The sequence below is a fragment of the Pectobacterium zantedeschiae genome, assembly GCF_004137795.1.
GTDB lineage: Bacteria > Pseudomonadota > Gammaproteobacteria > Enterobacterales > Enterobacteriaceae > Pectobacterium > Pectobacterium zantedeschiae.
Map to the genome: position 1 here is coordinate 753,628 of NZ_NWTM01000001.1, position 25,206 is coordinate 778,833.

The following is a 25,206-nucleotide window of genomic DNA, read 5'->3' on the forward strand; positions in this document are numbered from 1 at the left end:
GTCGCCTCTTATTCCGTTTCCGCGACGAGCGCGCGGCGGATGCCGTCGCCCAGCAGATTGACGATTAACACGCTCAGCGCGATAGCCGCACCTGGCAGCATCACGGTCCACGGCGCGGCATAAACCAGCTCCAGCGAGTTGCCGAGTAGCGCACCCCATTCGGTGGTGGGCAACTGTGCGCCCAAATCGAGAAAGCCCAACGCGGCGATATCTAAAATGGCGATGGACAGCGCGCGGGTAAATTCTGAAACCAGCAGTGCGGCAATGTTCGGTAACACGACGTACCAGACAAGGTAAAACGTAGAGGCACCGTCAAGGCGGGCGGCGATCACGTATTCTTTATCCATTTCATCGTGCACCGCGTTGTAGATGGTACGCACCATGCGCGGTAACAGCGCCAGCCAGACGGCAAGCATCGCGTGTTCGAGCTTGGGGCCGATAAAGGCAATGACCACAATTGCCAGCAACAGCGACGGGATCGATAACAGTGTATCCAGAATATGATTGAGCATTGCAGAGCGTAGCCCGCGCGTGACGCCAGCAAAGACGCCGAGCACGATGCCGCACAGTGCCGCCGCGTAGGTGACGATGAGCGACGCGCCGACGGTTGGCGCCGCACCGCTCAACAGGCGACTTAGCTGATCGCGTCCTAAATCGTCGGTGCCGAGAAAGAACGACACTTCACCGTAGTGCGACCAGGAAGGGGGAAGCAGTTGATAGCCTAAAAATTGCTGGTCAACTTCATAAGGCGCAAGAAATTTGCCGAACAGACACAGGCCGATCAGGATCAGAAAACCGTACAGCCCGATCATCGCCAGCATATCCTGATGGAATGCGCGCCAGGTGTCGCCTAGTCGGCTGGGCAGCCGCTTTTCGCTATAGACGTTATCGTAGGGCATACCATTCCTTATGTTTCAACGGATTTGCCATCGCGCCCCAAATATCAGACAGGATGTTGACCGTGATGACCATTGCGCCAACGACCATTACGCCCGCAGAAATCGCGGCGAAATCCTGCTGGCGAATCGCGTTCACCAGCCAGCGCCCCAAACCGGGCCAGTTAAAGACGACTTCGGTAATCATCGTCAGCGTCAGCATCGTGGAAAATTGTAATCCTAGCTTGGGAATAATCGGTGGCAGCGCATTGTGAATCAGGTGGCGACGAATGATCGTAAAGCGTGATAGCCCGCGGGTTGCTGCCGCTTTGATGTAGTTTTTGCTGATAATTTCCGTGGTGCTGACGCGCATCAGGCGGATTACTTCGGTGGTTGGCCCGACGGCCAGCACGGTAATCGGCAGAATCAGGTGACGGATGGCGCTGACGATCATTTCTCCGCGATGTGGAGAATCGGACAGCCAGGCGTCAATCAGCGCAAAACCGGTCACGGTTTTCACCTGATAGAGCAGGTCGAAGCGGCCTGAAACCGGTAGCCAGCCGAGATGCAGCGAGAAGAATAGCGTTAACAGCAGCGCCAGCCAGAACACTGGCAGGGAAAAGCCGATGAGCGCCAGCGTGCTGATCACGATGTCCGCACCGCGATTCTGCATCACGCCAGCGGTAATCCCCAGCGGAATACCGACCAGCAGCGAAAGCGCAAACGCCAGCAGACAAAGCTCGATCGTGGCGGGGAAAACCTCTTTCAGCACTTCGCTGATGGCCTGCCCGTTAATGCTGGAGCGACCGAAATCCCCTTGAAGCAGGCTGGTGAGGTAGAAGTGATAGGCATCAAACAGTGCTGCGCCATTGAGTGGAGCGTTGGGCGTATAGTAACTGAGGCTGAAGCCAACCAGCGTCAATAGTGACAATGTCACGATCAGTAACACCAGACGTCGCAGGGTAAAAATAATCACGGCTGTGCTTCCTCCACGGTTTCTGGTGCAGAGGGTTTCTGCTGCGTCTGTTGATCCTCGCGGAATACGCCCGCGAACGACGCATTGCCGAACGGGCTCAAGACCAGTCCTTTCATATCATAGCGGTAGGCGAGCAGCCGCAATGACGACGCCAGCGGTAGAACGGGTAATTGTTCTGCCAGAATGCGTTGTGCCTGCTGATAATAGTCAATCCGCTTAGAGAGTTGCTGTGACGAGAGTGCATTTTGCAGCACTTCATCAAAAGTAGGGTCGCACCAGTGCGCATAGTTGCTCTGGGAACGGATAGCTGCGCAACTTAACAACGGTCGAAAAAAACTGTCAGGGTCGTTACTGTCGGTTGCCCAGCCTGCTAGCGTCAAATCGTGGCTAAGCTCCATCAGCCGCGCTTCCTGAAAACGGCCTTCCACCGGAACAATGGTCACAGTGACGCCAATTTGCGCCAGATCGGCCTGTATCAGCTCTGCCGTTTTTAACGGACTGGGATTATAGGATTGCGAGGCGCTGGGCACCCATAGGCGCAGATTCAGATTCGTTAGCCCCAGTTCCTGTAAAATTTGTCGCGCTTTTTGCGGGTTGTATTCCGTTACCTGTGATTCATTGTCATACGCCCACGAGGCTCGGGGCAGAATAGAGGCAGCGGTTTCTGCCGTACCGTAATAGATCGACTGCATCAGCCTGTCATTATTAATCGCCAGCGCGATAGCTTCCCGCACGCGGCGGTCATCCAACGGCGATTTCCGCACGTTGAAGGCCAGGTAGGCGACATTCATGCCGGGACGTAGCGATAGACGCAGACGCGGGTCGTTACGCAGGATGGTTAATTGGCTGGCTGCCGGATAGGCAAGAACATCACATTCGCCCGTCAACAGCTTGGATAAACGGCCCGTACCGCCGGAACCGAGATCGATAACAACCTGCGGCATACGCGGCAAACCGCGCCAATAATCGGCATTGCGCGTTAGCCGGATATATTGCCCGTTGCGGTATTCATTGAGCATATAAGGCCCGGTGCCGACCGGTTCGCGATCCAACTGTTCTTTCTTATCTTCTTTCGCTAATCGCTGTGCATATTCAGCGGACAGAATTGGAGCGTAATGGGTCGCCAGATGCCACAGAAACGACGCATCTGGGCTATTTAGGCGTATTTCAACGCTGTACTCGCCCAGTTTGCGAATGCTTTGCACTGAATCGGCAAATTGCAGGCTGTCGAAATAGGGATATTCACCGCCGTTGACGTCATGATACGGGTGCTTTTTATCCAGCATGCGCTGGAAGCTGAATATGACGTCGTCGGCATTCATGTTTCGCGTGGGGCTGAACCATGCTGTACTTTGAAACGGCACATCGTGGCGCAGGTAAAAACGGTATGTCGAACCGTTATCTAACACTTCCCAGCGCTGGGCCAGTTCCGGCATCAGGCGATAGGTATAAGGATCGACGTCCAGCAGGCGATCGTAAAGCTGCGCCGCCAGCGTATCAATCGTGACGCCGCTGCGTGCCATCTGCGGGTTAAACGTGTTCAGGACATCATTGACGCAATAGACAAAGCCGCTCTGGTGAATATTTTCCAGCGGAGCAGGTGGTGGCGTTAGCACGGACTGTGGTGCGGCCAGTGCAGGTAAAGCCAGCCAGGTGAATGCCAGTGCGAAACAGGTTTTTCCGAACATACGGGATTTTTCAGTCAATACGGTTATAGAGAGAGTGTATCGCACTCTTGGCATCCTCCCCACTCTTGTTGTGTGCGTCTGGCGACTTTCCAACCGTTTGAACCATTTGGTGAACGATTGAAAACGTCATCATGAGTGCTATAGTTAAGTCATATTGACGAGGAGAGAGTCATGAATGCAGAAATCAGTCTTAAAGTTGAAAATTTCGCGCGTGAAGCCGAACTGCCTGACGGCGTTTTTCATGACCCGTTGATGTTCGTTAATGTGGTGCGCGGCGGGATTTCCGGCGCGATGCTGAAACGCGGTGCGGATGCCAGTGGGCTAAGTCGTAAGTTGATTGGCTCGGCGCTGTCTGTCGATCCGTCTAATATCTCTCGTTTGTTCCGCCGTAAGCATTTAACGCTGGAGCAGGGGGAGGCTGCACTGGAGACGTTCCGCCTGTGGTTAAAGGCGATGACGACGTTTGAAGATGAAGCGAAGGCACTGTTGTGGATGGAGAGTGGTGTTCCAGCCTTTGGCGGAAAAACGCCAGCGGAAATGCTGGATACGCACAAAGGGCGTCAACTGGTTGATAACGCGCTAAGCCGTATTGAATACGGCGAATTTATATGAGGCTCTACCGCATCAGCAAAGTGGCCTGGCTAGAATCGTTTTCAGGGCAGACGGGCGTCAGTTTCCTGCACGGCGCGCGTTTCAATCAGCCCAACACGCCAGTGCTGTATTTTAGTGAAACGCCCGCCGTCGCAATGTTGGAAATGGGCAACTATTTACCTTCGCCGCAGTTGCTGCCCGCCAGCTACCGCTTGGGTGTGTATGAACTGCCGGACGATGTTCCGCAAGAATCCATTACGCTAGAAATGCTGCCTGAAGACTGGCACCGTTATCCGTTCATGCCGGACGTACAGGCGCTGGGGTCGCGTTGCCTGAATGCGGGGGCGTCGCTGGTGATTTGGGTGCCGACCAGCACGGTTAAGCCGTTTGGCAGTATGCGTAATGCACTGATTAATCCGCTACATCCTGCGTTAAGTCAGCTGCGCCTTATTGAGGCGATCCCGGATTTTTACAGCCATAGGCTGTTTAACCCCACAGGGCATTAAGTCTGCTATCGGCGGCGATAAGGCTGGCAGGAACCCTATAGTCAGTATGGAAATGAGAAAAATTCTCAACAAAGTGCTTTACAGATGATACTGATAACTATTATCATCATTCTCGCACTTCAGCAGTGGCTCCTCGCAGGCACTGAAGGAGAGCACGACATTGCTCACATTGCTTCCAGTATTATTTTAGCCAGCCTATGTGCTGGCTTTTTTTTTGTCCGCTATATCGCGTCGCCAGATGCTTACCTTGCTTTCTATTTCTTTGTAAATAATTAATAAAATCAATGTGGTTGGGATATTTCCTAAATTATTTGCGAGAGTGGAAATCTCCCTTATTATGCCTATACCCAAGATTATGGGTGTTCACAATGGAGATAAGGAATATGTGGATCAGAAGGAATCAAATCGTCAGGAAATTGACGTTAGGTGTAGTAACAACGGTGCTGGGCATGTCGCTTAGCTTCTCCGCATTATCCGCCACGCCGGTAGAAACACACGGTCAACTGTCCATCGAAAATGGGCGACTGGTGGACGAACAGGGAAAAAGGGTGCAACTGAGAGGGATCAGTTCGCACGGGTTGCAGTGGTTTGGTGACTATGTCAACAAGGATTCGATGAAATGGCTGCGTGACGACTGGGGTATCAATGTATTCCGCGTCGCCATGTATACGGCGGCTGATGGCTATATTTCTAATCCTTCTCTCGCCAATAAGGTAAAAGAGGCTGTTGCGGCGGCGCAGAGCCTTGGTGTCTATATCATCATCGACTGGCATATCTTGTCGGATAACGATCCTAATATTTATAAAGCACAGGCAAAAACCTTCTTTGCCGAAATGGCGGGTCTGTATGGCAACTCGCCAAACGTAATTTATGAAATTGCCAATGAGCCAAACGGCGGCGTGACATGGAATGGGCAGATCCGCCCTTATGCGCTGGAAGTGACAGACACCATTCGTAGTAAAGATCCCGATAACCTTATTATCGTCGGCACCGGTACCTGGAGTCAGGATATCCATGACGCGGCGGACAATCAGTTACCAGATCCTAATACGATGTACGCGCTGCATTTCTATGCTGGCACGCACGGGCAGTTCCTGCGCGATCGCATTGATTATGCACAAAGTCGTGGCGCTGCGATTTTCGTTAGCGAGTGGGGGACAAGCGATGCATCCGGCAATGGTGGGCCGTTCCTGCCGGAATCACAGACCTGGATCGATTTCCTGAATAACCGTGGCGTAAGCTGGGTGAACTGGTCGCTTAACGATAAATCAGAGGCGTCTGCGGCGCTGGCTCCGGGAGCGAGCAAAACAGGCGGTTGGACGGAGCAGAATCTGTCAACGTCAGGCAAATTTGTCAGAGAGCAGATTCGTGCGGGTGCAGGTCTGAGCGGTGGCGAAACGCCGACTACGCCGACGGAACCGACCAATCCCGGTAGCGGAACAACGGGCGATGTCGTGCTGCAATATCGTAATGTGGATAACAACCCTTCCGATGATGCGATTCGTATGGCCTTTAACATCAAAAATACCGGAAGTACGCCGATCAAACTCAGCGATCTGCAAGTACGTTACTACTTCAATGATGATGGTAAACCGGGTGCGAACCTCTTTGTTGACTGGGCGAATATCGGCCCTAACAACATTGTGACCAGCACAGGGACGCCAGCCGCCAGCACCGATAAAGCCAATCGCTATGTTCTTGTGACCTTCAGCAGCGGGGCTGGTTCCCTCCAGCCGGGTGCAGAGACGGGGGAAGTGCAGGTGCGTATCCATGCTGGTGACTGGAGCAACGTGAATGAAACGAACGACTATTCATACGGCGCTAACGTCACGAGCTACACAAACTGGGATAAGATCACCGTACACGATAAAGGTACGTTGGTATGGGGTACTGAGCCGTAATATGGTGCTATTAACCCATTAACCGACTGACACTGCGGGCGCGAATGCGCCCGCATTTTCTTTCCAGATATTTCACTCATTCACCGCGATATCGTGTTTTTTCAATAGCCCACGCAGTTGGTGATAGGTTAGCCCCAGCAGTTCAGCCGCTTTGCGTTGATTAAACTTTGCTTGAGTTAACGCCCGTTCGATCAAACTTTTCTCTTGTTCCAGCAGCCACGGCTTCATATCCAACGGTAAATTCGGCTGGCTGGTTGCCGCATGCTGCGGTTTTTCCTGAACGGTAGTAGACCGGCTGAAGGGATTAAGAATGATGGCATCGAGAGGCTGTTCGCTGTCGCCGTGACGATACACCGAGCGTTCAACGACATTTTTCAGTTCACGAATATTGCCTGGCCAGTCGTAATTCAGCAGCGTTTCGCGTGCGGCTGGCGTAAAACCGGGAAACAGCGGCAGATGCAACTCTCGGCACATTTGAATGGCAAAGTGTTCAGCCAGCAGCATGATGTCCTGCTGGCGTTCACGTAGCGGAGGAAGCTGTACAACGTCAAAGGCCAGCCGATCGAGCAGGTCCGCGCGGAATTTTCCACTGGCTGCCAGCGCAGGCAGGTCGTCATTGGTCGCACACACCAGACGCACGTCAACCTGGAGCTGATCTCTGCCGCCGACACGCTCCAGCATCCCGTATTCGATCACCCGCAGTAATTTTTCCTGCACCAGCATTGGCGCGGTGGCCAGTTCATCCAAAAACAGCGTGCCGCCGTCGGCTCGCTCGAAGCGTCCGAGGTGGCGCTTCTGCGCGCCGGTAAAGGCACCGGCTTCATGACCAAATAGCTCGGAGTCGAGTAGATTCTCGTTGAGCGCCGCACAGTTAAGGGAAACGAACGGCCCTTGCCAGCGTGGGGAAAGGTAATGCAGGCGGCTGGCAATCAACTCCTTACCCGTACCGCGCTCGCCGATCACTAACACTGGCTTATTCAGCTGTGCCAGCTGCGACACCTGTTCCAGTACCTCTAAAAAGCTGTTGGCTTCGCCCAGCAGGTTCTCTTTTTCCTGAAGCATGATGTTTTACCGTGTTATTTTTACTAACTGTTAGTGTATTTGACTAATTTAACGAAAAGGAGAAAATAGTCAAAATTATCTATTCTTTTATTTTCAATTAGTTAAATAAAATTAAAAATTGGCATGCTTATTGATATATCTAGAACGAGATCGCGACTGGCTCGGCTGGTCACGATGATAAATCAGGCGTAATCAGACGCTGTAAATCATGAAGAGGATGTAATTATGGGTATTTTTTCTCGTTTTGCCGACATCGTGAACGCCAATATCAATTCATTGCTGGATAAAGCTGAAGATCCGCAGAAATTGGTGCGGCTGATGATTCAGGAAATGGAAGATACGCTGGTTGAAGTGCGTTCAACCTCGGCGCGGGCGCTGGCAGAAAAGAAACAGATTGCCCGCCGTATTGAGCAAGCCCATGGCCAGCAAGATCAGTGGCAGGAAAAAGCAGAGCTGGCGCTACGTAAAGATAAAGACGATTTAGCCCGTGCAGCGCTGATTGAAAAGCAGAAACTGACCGACCTGATCGCCGTGTTGCAGCATGAAGCCGAAAGCGTGGATGAAACGCTGGAGCGCATGAAGCGTGAAATCGGTGAGTTGGAAAACAAATTGAGTGAAACCCGTGCCCGCCAGCAGGCGCTGACCTTACGCCATCAGGCTGCGGCCTCTTCGCGTGATGTACGCCGTCAGTTGGATAGCGGCAAGCTGGATGAAGCGATGGCGCGTTTCGATCAGTTTGAACGCCGTATCGACACGATGGAAGCGGAAGCGGAAAGCCACGGGCTGGGAAAACAAAAGTCGCTGGACCAGCAGTTTGCCGAGCTGAAAGCGGACGATGAAATCAGCGCGCAGTTGGCGGCACTTAAAGCTAAAGTTAAGCCAGCAGAATAATTAAAGCGTAAACGCTATTGGGCGGGCTGTCGTTGCAAAATGGCAGCCAACGCTTAGCCCTCGCGCTGTTTGAGGCGTGTGAATAATACTAAGGAGATACAATGAGTGCGTTGTTTCTTGCCATTCCGCTGACCATTTTCATGTTGTTTGTGGCACCGATATGGCTTTGGCTACATTACAGTCAGCGTAAAAACAGTGCTCAACTGGGACAAAACGATATGCAGCGTCTGACGCGCTTAACGGAAGAGTCCAGCCGTATGCGTGAGCGTATCAGGGCGCTGGAAGACATTCTGGATGCAGAACACCCGGACTGGAGAAAATCGTAATGAAAAATACATGGTCAGGTAAAACGTTATATCGCATACCGGAAGAAGGCATGCTGAAAGGGGTTTGTGCTGGTTTAGCGCGTTATTTTGACGTGCCGGTGAAACTCCTGCGGGTAATCGTGGTGCTGTCGATGTTTTTCGGCCTGTTCTTTTTCACGATTGTCGCTTACATCATTCTGACCTTTATGCTCGATCCGGCTCCGGCGGGAATGGGATTTGAGAATGAAAATGCGGCTCAGACACCTATCCAACTGCTGAATGAGGCTGATGCGACATTGCAGGCCAGCGAACAGCGTCTGCGTAACATGGAGCGCTATGTCACCTCGGATACATTTGGCGTTCAGAATCGCTTTCGCCACCTGTAATTTGTCATCGGTTATGCTCTTTCGCTGACGTTATCCACCGTACGACTCGCGTCGAGAGTGGATAATGTCGCGCTGCTTTTTTCTCCGCAATCAATGCGGTAGCCTGAATGCGCTTTTTGCAACGATACGCTTTTTAAACGACATGTTTTTCGCGAATTCAGTTAATCAATGCAACGACGCTCATAACGGTAGCGGGAGTAGGGGGAGGGATAACGGGCGATAAGTTATCCTATTCTTCCTACCGCAGATCACAGTGGCAATCTCTATGATCCTATCCCACTGTGCATCGGATGCCAGCCATTTCCTTCTTTCGCGCTGTAGCTAACATTCTGTAGAGGGACAAGTTTCCACTGACCATGGCTGTCTTTCACCATCTCGCTGGCCTGCACACGGCACTGGTAATGTAAGGTATCGGCTTCCAACTGGAACTGATATTTTTTGCCTTTTTCGGGAACAAAGCGAGTGGTAATAAGGCATGAGTATTTACTTTCAACATAAACGTTGATAATCGCTGTTTCAACCCCTGGAACTAATGGTGTTTCGTAGTAGTCGATATCGTATTTTTCTCCAGATATTTTTGGCATTCCGCGATCCTGGGTGTTTTGTAAAACCCATTCACTGGAACGAATAAGACCGCCAGTGCGTTTGCCGTTTAACGTCTGGTAGATACTTGTCTGTTCGGTATTATCTACAATACGTACCCACGGAGAATTATTGCTTTCATTGGGCGGAATGAAAAAAGAGTTGTTTGGCATAATAGAACAGCCTGAAGAGAGGAGTGTTATCATTGCCAGATTATTTCGCAGTAACTTTTTCACTTGTTTCATTCCTAATGGGTTTGAAAAGTAATTGGTATTCTACAGTAACGCTGCTCTCAGTTTTTTAAGACTAACAGCTCCCCACCAAAGGTGGGGAGTGCAATATTATAAAGGAGTCATAATTTTAATTAGCGTATTCCGTTATCATTTAATTGGTTGTAAAGAAACCGCTATTTCCAGCACTATATCAGAATAGCATTTATCGCCATTGGCTGATGTTCTCTTAAGTTCATCAAGTGCATAAACGATATCCACCCTGGCTCCCGGGCGGAACAGCTTCTTATCTTCATCATCGATATGGTGATAAATGCTTTCTTCAATGACAGAACCATCATCCATCAGCAAACTGAAACAGTTATCTACCGGAGATGGATCTTGTCCTGCCACATAGGTTCTTGTGATCGTGCCAGATCTGTGCAGCAAACGCATTTTTCCCTGTTCAATGCTATTCCACCACTCGGATGAGCCAAAAAGACCATTGGCTCCCTTCAGGCCCATGGCTGGTCTTGATGGATCGAGAGTCAGAGCCTGTGTTAAAGCCACTTGCTCAGGGTCCCCTCTGAGTTCTTCTGAAAGAAGATAGACAATTTTCATAGGGTGTTTCGAGTTTTCAAGATTTAACAGCATAATGCTTTCCTGTTATTTAACCTGTTCAAAATGGACGATGTTTTTATTAAAAATCTCCATTCCTTTGCCTTGTCCAAGTTGTGTCGTCATCTGTCCTCCTTCAACCTTGAAGCGAGTATTTGTTTCCATCCATTTACCCGTTTGGGTGGACATGTTGGGCAATTCTTTAGCTGCGGCACTGTTTGCGGCAATACCAATTTTTTCCAATTCGGAGAAAGTGCCTGATTTAACAGTGATTTTCACGGTTATACCATCGTACTTAGAAGAGTATGATAGCACTGGAGAAACTGATGTTTCAGTGGTCGCTGGCATCACCCCTGTTCTTTCAAACTGCCTGAATTGCTCAGGTGACATCGTCCGATAAACAATTTCATTGCCATGAACATCACGTTGCTGAACGGGACTTAGCGGATTTTTAGCTGTCGTCGCAGGAGTACCAATGGTACCCGATGTACCCTTACCGCCTGACTGTGTTTTTTGTACGACTTTGTTGAACGCCATACCCGCAGCAAATTTTACAACTTCCTGCGCCGATGCACCATTATCGTATAAGCTGAGGATCCCATTGACATCAATAGGCGTCATCGCTGAGGTAATGATATCGTTTTTCAGTGCCAGCTCACGGATTTTCTCATCGCTCAGTCCCTGTGCTTTCCATTCGGCAAGTTGTTCACTGCCCTTAATGGCGGCGACATACGGATTGCCAGCGACGCCCATTGGAGTCCAGTCAATGCCTGTCTGCGTATAGATGTCACCGATGAATCCAGAGTAATCAGAATCTAGCTGGCCCTGTCGCGCACCATACATCATCGTTCTGGCATAATCTGTTACGAGATAGCCGAACTCATCAGCCGTTATTGCCCCAGATTTATACATCGCGACCAGCTTTTCGCCCGCTTCTTTTTCCAATTTACGGTACTCATTGCGGATATCGGTCTGGCATTTACCATTAGAGCCACAGGCAGTAAAGCGTTCCTGTAGTTCATCCATACCACCGATACCAGCGGCTTTTAGTTTTTCATACAGCGCGCGGCCTTCTTTACTCAGTTTCTCAACGCCGTACTTATTGGACAGCAGGTTATAATCAACTGCATTTTTACCTGCATCATGTCCTGCTACCGCGCCTGCAGAAGAATCGCTCGCCAGACCTGCCGCCATGGTTGCTGCCAGAGATGCCAGATTACTGACTTTCGCCCGTTCATCATCAGTAAGTGACTCAACCGTTCTGTTTGGATAGAGATAGTCGACGATAGCGCGTGCCGCCAGTTCACCTCCCGCCGCACCGACTGCACCCGCAGTGGCGTTTGAACCAGAAAGTTCGGCCACCACGCCGCCAACGATGGCGTGACCAATGGCATTTGCCGCGATCTGCCCGGCGGTTGGATTGTCACTATTTTGCAGGGTTAAATCGCGCACCGTGCTCGACAGATAAGGCGCGGCGCCCTGAGCCAGCGCTTTCAGTGGATCACCACCTGCCAGCGCAGTGATGGCTGCTGCGGCGGCACGAATACCTTTATTCAGCTCGCCACCCGCTTTATATTGATCGTTGATGTCCTTATACGCGGCGGTATTTTGTACACGGGCCCAGTATTCCTGACGTGTCTCCTTGGTCTCATCCCACTCACCAGCCGCTTTAATTCCTGCGTTATTCGCCATAATCTGGCCCTGGCTCAGGGTGATATCCACGCCCTGATTAACAACGTCGCCAATCAACCGCAACTGGCTCAGACGCTGCTGTTCCTTTGCCTTATCAAAGATTGGGCTGATGCTTTGATTCGCATGCTCAACATCGCGGCTCAGTTCGCTGACATCCTGCTGCTGGTTCGCCTGGTCACGGATAATCAGCGATCCCGGCGAAACGGCGGCATAAGTCGTACCGGAAGCATTCCCATCGCTGCCATCCGCTCCCAGACCATTGGCCGCCAGATTCTGTACGGCATTTTTCAGCAGGTCCTGTGCGCCCAGCCCACCAGTGCTGATACCGACGCTGCTGTGCGACACATCAAACTCGGCACTGTTGTCGATATTGCTGAAGCCCAGCGTACCAGTGCTGAGGCGGTTTTTATCTTCGCTGGCGGTGCTGCCAATCACTGCGCCATCCAGTTGCGTGTGGTTGCCGACGGTGATATCGAATCCGCCGTCACCGGCGAAGATACCGGTCTGCTCCTGCACACTGTTATAGGTGCTGTGGATCTTATCTTTTGCCACGCTGGCGCTGACGCTGCCAGTCATGCTGCCAAAGGTAAAGCTGGCACCCGCTGAACTGTTCTTCTGCTTCGAGTCGTAGTTATTGACGTCCTGCTCACTCTGCAGCGTCAGGTCACGGCCGACATTCGCCACCACCTTGTCGGCGCTCAGCTGTGCGCCACGCAGGGTAGTGTCACGCCCGCTGTTAACTGTCAGCTTATTACCGGCGTCGACGGTGGTTTCGGTATGCGTCAGGCCATCGCCATTTTCGTTACCGGAACCTTTACTGGCGTTAGCAAATACGCTGATCCCCGCGCCGCCCTGACCAGCGCCGATGCTGACGCCCACGCCACCGCCGCTGCTGCTGTTTTTACCGGTCTGCAGTTGGGTATTCTGCGCCGACAGCAGGTTGATATCGCGGTTCGCCGACAGCAGCACATCGTTGCCTGCTTTCAACTGGCTGCCGCCGATGGTTAGATCGCCATCGGCGCCATTCTCTGAACCAGTCGCCACCAGGTTGATATTGTTGCCCGCCTGCACGGTACTGCCGGAAGCGTTAACCGCTTCGCTGTGGCTCTCGCTCTTCGACTTCGAGGTGCTCAGCGACAGGCTGACGCCAATGGCATTCTGATCCGCGGTATTCTGCGAAGCCAGCACCGCGGCCTGGGCTGCCTGTATGCCCGCCAGACCGGTTTTCAGCTTTTGCAGTGACGCCATACGACTATCTTGTTGCTCATCTGCGGCTTTTGCGCTGGTGTAAGCGGTATTAATCGCGCTGCCGATAGCGCCGGACAGCGCCAGCGTCAGACCCGTCTGTTTACGCTCGTAAGTGGTGTCGGTGGTGCTCTGGTTATTCGCAGCATCAATGGTGATATTGTTCGCCACCATATTGATGTCGTTACCGGCGATCACATCAGAGCCCTGCACGGCAATATTATTGCCCGCCACCAGACTGGTATCGCCATCGACGCTGCCCAGCATGCTGTTGTTGTGGGTCAGCGCCGCAGTATCGGAGGTTGAACTCTCCTTAATCGAACCAACAAAGAAGCCAATGCCGCCGCTACTCATCAGGCCCGACTTGGTGGTTTTCTTCATCGACCAGCTGTCGCGGCTCTCTTCCGCCGCCGTGACATTGAGGTCATTACCGGCACGCAGCGCCAGATCCCGATCCGCCGCCACATCGCTGCCGGTGATATTCAGGTTGTTACCCGCAGTGACGGAGATATTCTCCCCGCCCAGACTGCTGCCGTTTGCCAGCGTGGTATCGTAACCGGCACGGGTGGTGGTGGTACGTTTCGACAGGAAGCCGGAGCCTTTCACCTTCGAATTCATATCCAGATATTCCTGGCTGCTGGCGCTGCCGAGGTTGATATCATTGGTGGCGGTCAGCGCAAGCTGCCGATCGGCATTCAGTTTCGCTGCTTGGGCGTTAATATTATTGCCGGCATTCAGCGAGATATTGCCGTCACTGGTGACTTCACTGCCCTGTACCTGGGTCAGCGTCTGTGTGACGTGGTTATCTTTATCCCACACCACTTTGTCGCTGCTGCCGGTGGTGACGGTGGTCATATTGATATCGCGGCTAGCAGCGATCTGCGTCTGACTGTTTTCACCGGAGCTGACCACCTGCGCGGCCTGAAGATTGACATCACGGCCTGCCTGCAGCAGCAGTTTGCCATCGTCACCCTGCACATACATGCCTGCCACTCGGTCGATATTGTCGCGGCTAAAGCGGTTACTGCCGTTCTGACTTTCCGCGTGGTTAGTCTCGCTGACAACGGTGATATCACGTCCGGCTTGCGCCAGCAGGGTATCGGTGGCTCGCACCGTACCGCCGGTGTCAGTGATATCGTTGGTCGCCTGCAGCGACACGGATTTACCAGCAATAATGCCGCCGACGTTAATGATATCGTCGCCGGAAACGCTGACCAACTGTGTGGCGCTGATACGTCCGCTGTTCAGCATGCCGCCGCTGACGCCAATGCTGACGTTCTTACCGGCCAGCAATGCACCGCTACCGTCCATATCGCCTTGCTGCACCTGTGCATACACCTGCGGTACCAGCACGTTCTGGGTGGTGCCATCCGGCATCTTCACATCCTGCGCCACCAGCCACACCATATCCTGGGTGATCTGTTTCATCTGTTCGGCGGTGAGCGCCACGCCCGGCACCAGGTTGAATTTCTTCGCGAAGCTGACGCCCGATTCCATCAGGCCCTTATACTGCTCTTCATCGCTGGTGTAGTCGGCGAGATAGCGCTGGCCGACCAGCTCAACGATCTGCTCGCGCACCAGACGTTGCTCATAGAAACCATCGCCGAGGCGTTTTTGCGTGATCGATGGGTCGGTCTGCAACTGGCTCAGCATATAGTCGGAGCTCAGCCAGGTTTTCTGATTGGTGAAGCGCGGATCGGTTTCGATCAGATAGCTGCTGGTGGCATCCGGCAGGGTGGTGAACAGACTACCGGTTGGCAGGGAAGCATCCGGTGTCATCGAACGAATGACATCGGTGTTCTGTCCGGCCACTTCCACGCGCTGCGCGGCATACTCAGCCAGCGATGGTGCGCTGCTGGTTGCCTGAGTATTCTCCTTCATTACGCTCGGGCTGAGGCTGATGGACTGAATTTCCGTTGGTGGCGTATATGCCGAAGCGCGTGCTTTCTGGCTGTCTTTGCCTTTTTTATGGATACGATCCCATTCGATGACCTGACCGACTTTTTCCGTCAGCTTCTGGCCAGTGACTTCGGCATTCACCAGTTCCTTCACTGCCGTCAGCAGGGTGCCACCGGCAACAATCTGGCTCTTGTCGTTCAGCAGCTTATCGCCGGAGAGTGAAATCTGACCGCCCGCGATAATTTTCGCCGGGTCGCTCTGGGTGATCTGCTCTTCGCTGATGGTCTTGGTATAGCTGTACTGGTAGTAATGGTCGCGACCACACACCACGCCTGCGATACAGATATGGCGCACTTCATCTTTGTAGAAGCTGATGTTGTAGTCGTCAGGGCTGTAGTGGACGCCATTATTCAGGCTCACCACCATGTACTCCTCTTTCTGCTGCTGGGACAACTGCACCATACGGGTGACGAAGTTGTCATTGATATTGTTCAACGCGGTGAAGCTCAGTGCCATATTGCCCACAGATTCGATAGTCGAACTGTGGTTGTTAATTTCGCCTGCCTTGCCGGTCGCCAGCGCGTCCGCATCCAGCGCGCCGCCGATGGCCATATCACTATCGCTGTAGATCAGGGAGTGGTCGCGGTTATTCAGCGTACCGATGCCCAGATCCAGACGCTGACGCGCCGCGATGGTGGCGCTGCTGTTATTTTCCGCCAGGTTATTCAGCGTCGCCGCACCGATCGCCAGACCGTCGCCATAAATACGGCCGGTGCCGATATTGTTGACGGTGCTAGCGTTGATTCGGGTCAGCACGCCGTCGATCAGGCCGCGGTTGCTCAGCGTATCGCTGGCGTTCAGCGTGGTTTGCTGGGAACTCAGTTCGCCAGTGGCCTGGTTGTCGATGTTGCCGGCCTGCACATTCAGCTTACCACCGGCGCCAAGCAGCGCCGTGTTGATCAGTCTGTTGTTGACATTCAGGGTCAGATCGCCGTTCGCCAGCGTTTTGCCGGTATTGCTGAAGCCGTCGGCGAAGCTGAGATCCATATCGCCAAGCGACAGAATTTCACCGCTGCCATTAATCTCGCGACCGCGGAAGGTCAACTGCTGACCCGCCACCAGACGGCCACCTTCATTGCTGATACGCAGATCGCTGCTGGTGGCTGCGACGCGGGCGAGGGCGCTGCTGTTTTGCTGATCGAGCGTCAACTGCTTATTGGCGGAGATCTGTCCCTGATTGTTATTCAGCACCGGAGTGGCGATCGCCAGATCGCTGGCGGCGGCCAGTGTACCGTTCTGGTTATTCAGTTCACTGCTGGCGGCAACATCCAGCGAGCCGGAACCGGCCGCCATAATGGTGCCACCTTGGTTATTCAGGCTGGTGCCCTGTACGCTGAATTTTTTGGCATTGGCGGCGATGCGGCCATTCTGGTTATCAATGCTGTTAATGCTGAGTTGCAGATCGTTGTCGCCGCTCTGTAGTAACTGGCCACCGCGGTTACTGATAACCGGCGTGCTGACCTGCAGCGTATTGGCGTTAATCACGCCGCGATCGTTGCTGAGTTTACCGGTGGAGGAGAGTTTCAAATCGCCGCTCGCCAGCATCTGCGCGTCGTCGGTGATGATATCGCTACTGCTGGTCAGAGTGACGTGATGCGCGGCGGTATCGCTGCCGCTGAGATCGATCTGGCTGGCGCTGGCGTTCAGATCGCCACCGGCCAGCGCCTGACCCTGGCTGGTCAGTTTACCGTTGCTGGCGAGTGTCAGATTGCCGCTGTCGGCCAGGGTGCCATCGGTTTTCATCCCGGCGGCAATGGCCGCGCCTTTGCTGTTGCGGATGCTGGTGCCGCGCACACGGGTGTTGCCTTTGGCGGCGATGAGGCCGGTATTCGTCACCTCGTCGCTGGCGGTAGTACTCTGATCGCGCTGGGCAAACAGGGTGCCGCTGTTGTTAACTTTTTTACCGCCCAGCAGCAGATCCTGACCGGCATTGACCGTACCGCTGTTGACGATATCGCCATTGGCGTTAATGGTGATGTCACCCGCCTGACTGCCAAGCGTCCCTTTGTTGCTGACGCCGACCCCTTGCTCGGTCGCTACTAGGCGGATTTTACCGGCATACATGCCGCCCAACTGGGCGACGTCAATCGCCAGCGTCGGCTTGACGTCACTGCTGTCCGTCGCGCCGCTGGCTGTGGCCGTGCTGTTATCGGCGGCCACCTCGTTTTTACCGGTGGTGACGGCCACATCTTTCGCCCAGATACCAGCATTGACCTTCACGGTGCGGGCAATCAGGTCGGTGTAATCCTGACGGCTGCTGTCCATGCCAGCGCCTTCCACCACGATTTCACCCTTGCCCACGCGGTAACCGCGCAGTTCACCGTTGGTCATCTGCGGCGTACCGGTGGTCAGAGTGGCGCGGTTGGCGTTAATAAAGCCACAGCCGTCGCAACTGATGCCCGCTGGGTTGGCGATGACCACCTGCGCCTTACGGCCTGCCACTTCGACATAGCCGTTCAGCTTGCTCGGGTCACGCGAGTTGACCTCGTTAAGAATAATTTTGGCTTCGCCTTTCGCCAGCCATGGGTTACCCGCCACCCAGCCACCCTGCTGGGTTTGTACCTGTTTGTGTGAGTTATTAAGAATCGCGCCTTTGTTATCGACGTCAAACTGGGTGTATTTGTTATGCGAAACGCCACCGGCGCTCGGCGTCTGGATATTAACCTGCGGCGTGCCGTTGGCGCTCTGCATCACATTCGGCTGCTGGCCGCCCGGGGCGCTCTTGTCGGCGACAATTCCGGCCGCCAGCGCCTGTGGCGCGAGCGTGATCAGGCCGAGTGCGGCCATGGTCAGGAAGGCGGTGGGCTTCATGCGGCCAATCAGCTGGCTCAGCGTATGGCCGACGCCGTTTGCGCCGCTTTTACCCTGGCCGTGGTTGATTTCTGACACCACCATTAACAGGCCGCGAGCTTTGTTGAAAATGATGCGATAGAGGTTCTTATTCACGAAAAGTTATCCCTGCTAAAAGTGATGTTAAGCAATCAGCGGCGTGTTCTGCTGCCAGAGTCTGAATTGTTGCTGGGTGACGTCATCGCCACGGAACTGCAGTACCCGTTGTCCGCGTTCCGCCCCTTTGTGGTACAGCGCACGGCCACATAAGTGGGGAAACAGCGTGCCGCCGACGATACGACGAAATACCTGCTGATCGCCGAATGGCGCGACCCAGTCGCGGAACCACAGGCGGTTGCCGCTGGTCCAGTCCTGCGGCTGCACCAGGATGCCGGGGCCGGTGAGGTAGCGCTGTTCCGCTTCTTCGTCCATCCACGCCCAACTGAGAAAAAACATGGGCTTGTCATCGCGGCTGGCAATAACAAACTGCTGATGTTTGATGGCGGGCAGCAGCAGCGTCGGCAGCACACTGAGCGGAATATCGCGGTGCTGTTCCGAATGCATCCACAGCCAGATAGCCGCGCCAAGCGCTTCCGCTTCGCTGAACTGACCGCCTAGCAGCGGGGCGGTTAACTGATAGCCATTAACAGGAATCTTCATCACGCGCCTCCTTAGTACTGCCAACTGAGGTTGAAACCGAGGGTGACCGGGCTGGTGTGGAAACCTTCCGGTTTGGAGAACGGCACACCGACAAACAGGTCGTAGCCGGTGTTAAAGGCGTTACCGCGCAGACCAAGCACGCCGCCCGCCAGATGTTTTCCTGCGAGGTAATCACGCGTGCCGTTTACTTCGCCGTAGTCAGCGCCGAGATACAGCTCCTGGTTAGGTAGCGGGGTGCGCCAGGCCAGATCGTTGCGCACGAACCAGCCGTGGTCGGCCGTCAGGGTGCGTTCACCATCAAAGCCGCGCACGGTCCAGCGGTTACCAATCGACAGCTGATCCTGTGGCGTCAGTTTGGTATGGCTGATCTGGCGTAGATACTGCACGTTGTAGCGGAAGTTCTGATTGCCCAGCGTAAACGGCATATCGAGTTGTGCATTCAGCTGGAAAATTTTCGCCAGCGCGGTGCCTTCATCGAAATACTCTTCCTGCGCCGGAATAGCGCCGAACCAGCGGGTGCCGCGCTGGTAGCTCACTGCGGCATCAAGGGTGGTGTCGCCGAAATAGTGGCGATGTTGCAGACCCAGACGCCAGGCGCTGGTTTTACGCCGCTGCACATCCACTTCGGTATCGTTGACGAAGTTCTGCGATTCGCGCGTCAGAATTTCATAGCTCATTGAGGTTTTCTGACTGCCGCTGCGGTACAGCACACGGCTCAGCTGGAAATTAAGGTTTTTGCTGTTGCCGCTGTAGTTATAGTCTTCATACGCGCCCGCCACATTCTGGTTGTAGTCGTAGCCGCTGGCGGTGACGCCCGCCATCCAGTAACCGAACGGTACGGAATAGTGCAACATGTAGTTCTTGCTGCCTTTTTCGCTGCCGGATTCAAGGTCATGGTTGCCGGAAATGTAGAACAGGTCGCTGAGTGCGAAGGGATTATCGATATACAGCGTCAGGCCGCCCTGATAACGACCGGTGGTTTCGGTGCCAGAGTCATCGAGCGTCGCGCCGAGACGCCACATTTTTTCCTGTTTCCAGGTGACGTCAATGTCGCTTTCGCCGGGCTGTTCGCCCGGAACAATCGCCATCTCTGCCTGTACGGTGGGCACGCGTTGCAGGTTTTCCAGTCCCTGCTCAATATCACGCAAATCCAGCAGTTCGCCTTCACGCGCAGGCAGGGCGCTCCAGAGGCTCACGTAGCGATCGCTCTCTTTAGTCAGTTTGATCTGGCGCGTTTTGCCCGGAATCAGGGTGATATGCAGGGTGCCGGTTTTCAGGTTTTGCGGCGGTGCCATTACGCGTGCGGTGACGTAGCCATGGTCGATCAGACGGTTTTGCAGTGCGCTCATCAGCAGGTTGACACCCTGAGCGCCCAGGCACTGACCTTTACCCTGATCGGCTAGCTGTTGCAGCGGGATACGCAGCCAGGAGGGGAAATCTTCTTTGCCGGTCAGTATGATGTGATACAGCGTAAAGCACTGTTGCTCCTGTGGAAATTGCAACTTAGTAAAGAATGAGGAAGGCGGCTGTAAACGCACATCAGGCGTTTGCGGCGCTAATTGTTGCTGCATCGCACGCTGGCGATCCTGCTGGTTGATATTCAGTTGTTCATCCACACGACCCGGTGCAGCAAGAGGCGCCATATTATTATCTGCCGCCCAGCTGCTTGCTGAGGTGGTCAATAAAATAAATAACGCAAGCTGGCTGAGACGCGCAGGTTGATACCCGTCAGTGAGTGACGCATTCCGTAGCATAATTAATTAACCTGAATTATTGATTGTTATTGGGACAATTTTTGTTACTTGGAACAATTTCAGGTTATATATGTTAACAATTTGTTTGCTAAGAGTTGTCTTATTGCTTACTAAGAGTTGTCTTAAAATTATCGTTTCTTTACATTTTGGCGGTAAAAATACGGTATGAGATAGGTGATCGTGGTTGAACTTATGTCGGCGTGAGGCGTTTGTCTGATTTTATTATATTGATACGATATATTTCTCAACGGTATATAGTTCTCAACAGTATATTTCTCAACTGTCTATCTATTTCTCAACTACAGGCGTGATGGTTCATTCAATGAGTCGACTACAGAACGAAATTAACTCGCTGGTCAACCGCGGCGTGGATCGCCATCTAAGGATTGCCGTCACCGGGTTGAGCCGCAGTGGCAAGACCGCGTTTATCACTGCATTCGTCAATCAATTATTGAACACCCACAGCGGTGCACATCTGCCGATGTTTTCCCCCGTGCGAGAAGAGCGTTTGCTCGGTGTGAAGCGTGTGCCACAGCGCGATCTGGGCGTGCCACGCTTTGCCTATGATGAAGGCATGGCAGCGCTGTATGGTTCACCGCCAGATTGGCCGACGCCAACGCGCGGCGTGAGTGAGATCCGTCTGGCGCTACGCTATCGCTCCAAGGATTCGCTGCTGCGCCATTTTAAAGATACCTCGACGCTCTATCTCGAAATTGTCGATTACCCCGGCGAATGGTTACTGGATCTGCCGCTGCTGGAGCAAACCTATTTGAGCTGGTCGCAGCAAATGAGCGGCTTGCTGCAAGGAGGGCGAATTGAATGGGCAAAGCCCTGGCTGGCACTGTGTGAGAAAATCGATCCGCTGGCTCCGGCGGATGAAAATCAGTTAGCTGAGGTTGCGCAGGCCTACACCGATTATCTGCACCGCTGCAAGCAAGAAGGGTTGCACTTTATTCAACCGGGTCGGTTTGTGCTGCCGGGCGATCTGGCGGGGGCACCGGTGCTGCAATTTTTCCCCTGGCCGCAGGTGGATAATATCGGTGAAGCCAAGCTGGCGCAGGCGGATGAGAAAACCAACATCGGTATGCTGCGCAGGCGCTTTGACTACTACTGTCAGTCGGTCGTCAAAGGATTTTATAAGGATCACTTCGTGCGCTTTGACCGACAGATTGTTCTGGTCGACTGCCTGCAACCACTCAATAGCGGCATTCATGCGTTTAATGATATGCGGCTGGCGCTGACCCAACTGATGCAAAGTTTTCACTATGGTAAGCGCACGCTGTTCCGGCGCTTGTTCTCTCCCTGTATCGACAAGCTGATGTTTGCTGCAAGTAAAGCCGATCACATTACCGCCGATCAGCACGCTAATCTGGTGTCTTTGCTTCAACAACTGGTGCAAGAGGCCTGGCAAAATGCGGCGTTTGAAGGCATCGATATGCGCTGTGAAGGCATTGCGTCGATCCAGTCAACGCAGAGCGGGGTGGTCGATCATCAGGGCCAGAAAATTCCGGCGCTGAAAGGGCACCGACTCAGTGATGGTCAGCCGCTGACGGTTTACCCCGGTGAAGTGCCAGCACGCTTGCCGGGCGCGGCATTCTGGCAAACGCAGGGCTTCCATTTCGATCAGTTCCGCCCGCGAGAAATGACGGTGGACACGCCGTTACCGCATATCCGGCTGGATACGGTCATGGACTTTTTGTTAAAGGATAAATTGCGATGAACGAACCACTGAAACCCCGCGTTACGTTCGATGATGCTTCACCGCAAGAGCCGCTGCCGCAACTGCGTGCCGGGTTAGCATTTGACGAGCAGAGCGGCACGCCGTTTTCCCCTATCAGCCGTGAAGAAGAAGTGCCGGAAGAAGGCGCGGCGGAAGAGGCTATCAGTGCGGCGCTACGTCCTAAACGCAGCCTGTGGCGGCGTATGGTGATGGCGGGCATCACATTGTTTGGCGTCAGCGCGTTAGCGCAGGGCGTGCAGTCACTGCATAACGCCTGGGTGCAACAGGATTGGATCGCGCTGGGCGGTATCACCGCGGGGAGCCTGATTGTGGCGGCGGGTGTTGGTTCGCTGGCCGTCGAGTGGCGACGGCTCTATCGTCTGCGAGAACGCGCTGAAGAGCGTGATGTGGCGCGCGATCTACTGCACAGCCATGGTGTGGAACGCGGGCGTGAATTCTGTGAAAAACTAGCGCGGCAGGCAGGGTTGGATAGCGGTCATCCTGCGATACAGCGCTGGCAGGCTTCACTCCACGAAACGCACAACGATCGCGAAGTTCTGGAACTGTATGCGCGTTTGGTTCAGCCCGTACTGGACACGCAGGCACGGCGTGAAATTAGTCGTTCTGCGGCGGAGTCTACCTTAATGATCGCCGTCAGCCCGCTAGCGCTGGTGGATATGACATTTATTGCCTGGCGTAACCTGCGACTGATTAATCGCATTGCCGCGGTGTATGGCATCGAACTCGGCTATTTCAGTCGTATTCGTCTGTTCCGTCTGGTGTTGATTAATATTGCGTTTGCCGGTGCATCGGAGCTGGTGCGGGAAATTGGCATGGACTGGATGTCGCAAGATCTTGCTGCGCGACTCTCGACCCGCGCTGCGCAGGGCATTGGTGCTGGTTTGCTGACCGCGCGTCTGGGCATCAAAGCGATGGAGTTATGTCGCCCGCTACCGTGGCTGGATGACAAGCCCCGTCTCGGTGATTTCCGCCGTGAACTGATTGGTCAGGTAAAAGAAACACTGCAAAAAGGACGTTAGGGGGAAGACGATGGTGTCCGGCATGCGCCATCGTCATTTGTCATTGTTCAACTGGGGAATGTAAGACAAAAGCGTCTCGGTATGGCAGGTAGTACCGTTGTTACAGAATCGTGTGTAGGATAAATACTTCTCATTTCTGTATAACAGGACGTTTTTATGATTCTCGGTAAAAAATTGACGGTAGCGGCGCTGTCGCTATCGGTAGCCATTCTCTGTTTGCCTGCCAGCGCACAACTGGTGCTAGCACCTGCCGATGCTGAACGTTACGCGCAAAATAGTTTCCCTGAATATCTCGAATTACTGACGCTGCAAAATGATGCCGCCGTGCCTGCGGATATCCAACGTAATGCTGACTGGCTGGAAAAGGCGTTTCAGAAGCGCGGCTTTACCACACAAACGTTGACGAATGGTGATAAACCGCTGGTTTATGCTGAGTTTGGTACACCAAAGTCCGATCGTAAAACCGTTTTGTTCTACATGCATTTTGACGGACAGCCCGTGAACCCGGCCGAGTGGCAAACGCCGCCGTGGCAGCCTGTACTAAAAGAAAAAGATGCCGATGGTAAATGGCAGACGTTACCTGAGTCGCGTCTTCTGAAAGGGGATATCAACCCAGAATGGCGCATTTTTGCTCGGGCATCGGCCGATGATAAAGGGCCGATTGCGATGTTTCTCGCCGCTATGGATGCGATGAAAGATAAAGGCGTTGAACCCGCCGTCAACATCAAAGTGCTGCTGGACTCCGAAGAGGAAAAGGGCTCACCCGGCCTGACGACGGTGATGGCCGACCATCTGACGCTGCTGAAAAGCGATGGCATGGTGATTTATGATGGAGCGATGCCATCCAGCAATCGCCCTGGCATCAACTTCGGCAACCGTGGTTCAATCCAGATCGATATGACAGTTTTCGGTGCTAATGCGGCGGCGCACAGCGGCGGCTATGGCAATGTCATTCCAAATCCGGTGCAGAATTTGGCTATGCTGTTGGCTAGTATGAAAGATGCGGACGGTAAGGTCACGATCCCCGGTTATTATGATCGTGTTACGCTCAGCGATAGCGATAAAAAACAGGTAGCCGAGACGGCACCGCCTGCTGGCTCGCTGGAAAAACGCTTTGGCGTCGCGCAGTTGGATAAGGTTGCAGGCAATGCGGCAGAGGCGGTGCAATATCCTTCGCTGGATATTCTCGGCATTAAAGCCGGTGAAACGGGGAAAAAAGCGGCTAATGCCATTCCATCAACCGCGACTGCCAGCGTGAATATCCGTACTGTGCCAGAAACGCCGCCGGATGATATGTACGCGCTTTTACGCCAGTACATTGCCAGCAAAGGTTTTCATATTATTGCAGGCGAATCACCTACACAGGCTGAACGCGAGCAGTATCCCCATCTGATTTCACTTCACCTGACGGCCTATCCGAGCAGCGCCTATGCAGCCAGAACTGAGATTGATTCTCCGTTGGGGCACTGGGCGGTTGCCACCACAACGGCACCGCGCGGTATAGAACCGGAGAAGAACCGTATGATGGGTGGTACGTTACCGATGAGCGGTGCGGTCAGCGTGTTGAAAGTACCTTACGTGATCGTGCCTCTGGTTAATGCCGATAATAATCAGCATAGTTTTGATGAGAACTTACGTCTCGGTAACTATCTGGAAGGTATTCGGACCATTGTGGCGATGGCAACCACGCCGCTGTCTTAACCCCGTTTCGTTGTCG

General features: G+C 53.6%; 18 protein-coding genes. 9 read left to right on the top strand and 9 right to left on the bottom strand.

What is annotated here, in order from left to right:
* Positions 1 to 8: 8 nt before the first annotated feature.
* The 3 genes from sapC to sapA are packed head-to-tail and all read right to left on the bottom strand — an operon-like array spanning position 9 to position 3,539.
* Positions 9 to 899 carry a putrescine export ABC transporter permease SapC gene (gene sapC, locus CLR69_RS03540; RefSeq protein ID WP_040043321.1) on the bottom strand — a complete coding sequence of 297 codons (891 nt, stop codon included), beginning with the start codon at positions 897 to 899 and terminating at the stop codon, positions 9 to 11.
* A complete protein-coding gene (gene sapB / locus CLR69_RS03545; protein ID WP_129711625.1) occupies positions 886 to 1,851 on the bottom strand; it encodes a putrescine export ABC transporter permease SapB in 966 nt (321 codons plus the stop codon). The genes sapC and sapB overlap by 14 nt, the downstream gene beginning before the upstream one ends.
* Positions 1,848 to 3,539 carry an ABC transporter substrate-binding protein SapA gene (gene sapA, locus CLR69_RS03550; protein ID WP_129712044.1) on the bottom strand — a complete coding sequence of 564 codons (1,692 nt, stop codon included), beginning with the start codon at positions 3,537 to 3,539 and terminating at the stop codon, positions 1,848 to 1,850. Before sapA ends, sapB begins: the two co-directional genes overlap by 4 nt.
* Before the next feature lie 171 nt (positions 3,540 to 3,710).
* Here sapA and CLR69_RS03555 point away from each other — a divergent pair, with 171 nt between their 5' ends.
* The 3 genes from CLR69_RS03555 to CLR69_RS03570 all read left to right on the top strand — a co-directional run bounded on the left by CLR69_RS03555 (position 3,711) and on the right by CLR69_RS03570 (position 6,537).
* Positions 3,711 to 4,151 (top strand): antitoxin Xre/MbcA/ParS toxin-binding domain-containing protein, encoded by a 441-nt coding sequence (locus CLR69_RS03555; protein ID WP_129711624.1) that lies wholly within the window; start codon positions 3,711 to 3,713, stop codon positions 4,149 to 4,151.
* A complete protein-coding gene (locus tag CLR69_RS03560) occupies positions 4,148 to 4,636 on the top strand; it encodes an RES family NAD+ phosphorylase (RefSeq protein ID WP_129711623.1) in 489 nt (162 codons plus the stop codon). The genes CLR69_RS03555 and CLR69_RS03560 overlap by 4 nt, the downstream gene beginning before the upstream one ends.
* 383 nt (positions 4,637 to 5,019) lie before the next feature.
* A complete protein-coding gene (locus tag CLR69_RS03570; RefSeq protein ID WP_129711622.1) occupies positions 5,020 to 6,537 on the top strand; it encodes a cellulase family glycosylhydrolase in 1,518 nt (505 codons plus the stop codon).
* A gap of 72 nt (positions 6,538 to 6,609) precedes the next feature.
* On the opposite strand, the gene pspF is transcribed toward CLR69_RS03570, so the two are convergent.
* On the bottom strand, positions 6,610 to 7,599 hold the full coding sequence (gene pspF / locus CLR69_RS03575; RefSeq protein ID WP_129711621.1) for a phage shock protein operon transcriptional activator: 990 nt from the start codon (positions 7,597 to 7,599) through the stop codon (positions 6,610 to 6,612).
* Between the two features lie 225 nt (positions 7,600 to 7,824).
* Here pspF and pspA point away from each other — a divergent pair, with 225 nt between their 5' ends.
* From pspA to pspC, 3 genes are all read left to right on the top strand, one after another.
* Complete coding sequence (gene pspA / locus CLR69_RS03580; RefSeq protein WP_010276756.1) at positions 7,825 to 8,490, top strand: phage shock protein PspA; 666 nt, start codon at positions 7,825 to 7,827, stop codon at positions 8,488 to 8,490.
* 101 nt (positions 8,491 to 8,591) lie between these two features.
* Complete coding sequence (gene pspB, locus CLR69_RS03585; protein WP_011093546.1) at positions 8,592 to 8,816, top strand: envelope stress response membrane protein PspB; 225 nt, start codon at positions 8,592 to 8,594, stop codon at positions 8,814 to 8,816.
* On the top strand, positions 8,816 to 9,181 hold the full coding sequence (pspC, locus tag CLR69_RS03590; protein ID WP_129711620.1) for an envelope stress response membrane protein PspC: 366 nt from the start codon (positions 8,816 to 8,818) through the stop codon (positions 9,179 to 9,181). The genes pspB and pspC overlap by 1 nt, the downstream gene beginning before the upstream one ends.
* A gap of 263 nt (positions 9,182 to 9,444) precedes the next feature.
* On the opposite strand, the gene CLR69_RS03595 is transcribed toward pspC, so the two are convergent.
* From CLR69_RS03595 to CLR69_RS03615, 5 genes are all read right to left on the bottom strand, one after another.
* Complete coding sequence (locus CLR69_RS03595; RefSeq protein ID WP_242451531.1) at positions 9,445 to 9,999, bottom strand: hypothetical protein; 555 nt, start codon at positions 9,997 to 9,999, stop codon at positions 9,445 to 9,447.
* A gap of 144 nt (positions 10,000 to 10,143) precedes the next feature.
* The gene (locus CLR69_RS03600) at positions 10,144 to 10,626 is read right to left on the bottom strand and encodes a hypothetical protein (protein ID WP_129709761.1); all 483 of its coding nucleotides are present in this window, start codon (positions 10,624 to 10,626) and stop codon (positions 10,144 to 10,146) included.
* Positions 10,627 to 10,638: 12 nt separating this feature from the next.
* Positions 10,639 to 18,432 carry a hemagglutinin repeat-containing protein gene (locus tag CLR69_RS03605; protein WP_129711619.1) on the bottom strand — a complete coding sequence of 2,598 codons (7,794 nt, stop codon included), beginning with the start codon at positions 18,430 to 18,432 and terminating at the stop codon, positions 10,639 to 10,641.
* Between the two features lie 27 nt (positions 18,433 to 18,459).
* Positions 18,460 to 18,975 carry a toxin-activating lysine-acyltransferase gene (locus tag CLR69_RS03610; protein WP_129711618.1) on the bottom strand — a complete coding sequence of 172 codons (516 nt, stop codon included), beginning with the start codon at positions 18,973 to 18,975 and terminating at the stop codon, positions 18,460 to 18,462.
* A gap of 11 nt (positions 18,976 to 18,986) precedes the next feature.
* On the bottom strand, positions 18,987 to 20,729 hold the full coding sequence (locus CLR69_RS03615) for a ShlB/FhaC/HecB family hemolysin secretion/activation protein (protein ID WP_129711617.1): 1,743 nt from the start codon (positions 20,727 to 20,729) through the stop codon (positions 18,987 to 18,989).
* A 322-nt stretch (positions 20,730 to 21,051) separates the two neighbouring features.
* Here CLR69_RS03615 and CLR69_RS03620 point away from each other — a divergent pair, with 322 nt between their 5' ends.
* The 3 genes from CLR69_RS03620 (at position 21,052) to CLR69_RS03630 (ending at position 25,190) form a co-directional block, all read left to right on the top strand.
* Entirely contained in the window at positions 21,052 to 22,449 is a 1,398-nt protein-coding gene (locus CLR69_RS03620; protein ID WP_129711616.1) for a YcjX family GTP-binding protein, read from the top strand.
* A complete protein-coding gene (locus tag CLR69_RS03625; RefSeq protein ID WP_129711615.1) occupies positions 22,446 to 23,489 on the top strand; it encodes a YcjF family protein in 1,044 nt (347 codons plus the stop codon). Before CLR69_RS03620 ends, CLR69_RS03625 begins: the two co-directional genes overlap by 4 nt.
* Positions 23,490 to 23,645: 156 nt before the next feature.
* On the top strand, positions 23,646 to 25,190 hold the full coding sequence (locus CLR69_RS03630) for a M20/M25/M40 family metallo-hydrolase (protein WP_129711614.1): 1,545 nt from the start codon (positions 23,646 to 23,648) through the stop codon (positions 25,188 to 25,190).
* Positions 25,191 to 25,206 lie beyond the last annotated feature (16 nt).